This is a genomic window from Pseudomonas sp. IT-P4 (genome assembly GCF_949767755.1).
Taxonomy (GTDB): Bacteria; Pseudomonadota; Gammaproteobacteria; order Pseudomonadales; family Pseudomonadaceae; genus Aquipseudomonas; species Aquipseudomonas monachiensis.
In genome coordinates, this window is record NZ_CATKPX010000096.1 from 1 (window position 1) to 339 (window position 339).

A 339-nucleotide genomic window follows, 5' to 3' on the forward strand; every position below is an offset into this window, starting at 1 on the left:
CCTGTCCTTCAATCCGATCAATACGATCGACTCGGGTTTTGGCCTGGGCTGGAACCTCAAGCTGACCCAGTACACCCCGCACAATAGCATCCTGGCCTTGAGTACCGGGGAAACCTACAAGGTGACTGGCAGCGGCACGACACCGGACATCAAGGAAAAAAAACTCGATAACTTCCATTTTGAAGACAACCTCGACGGTACCTACCGCGTGGTGCACAAGTCCGGCTTGATTGAAGTCCTGACCACCGGGGGCAGCAGCGATAACCGCGTGGCATTGCCTACGCGGATCTACTCACAGGCCGGTCATAGCATCAGCCTGACCTATGCGTCGTTCATGGG

General features: G+C 55.8%; 1 protein-coding gene. It reads left to right on the forward strand.

Annotated elements, in window-relative coordinates:
* The coding region (locus ACM6IT_RS27035) for a hypothetical protein (RefSeq protein WP_414919026.1) at positions 1 to 339 on the forward strand (339 nt) is incomplete at both ends.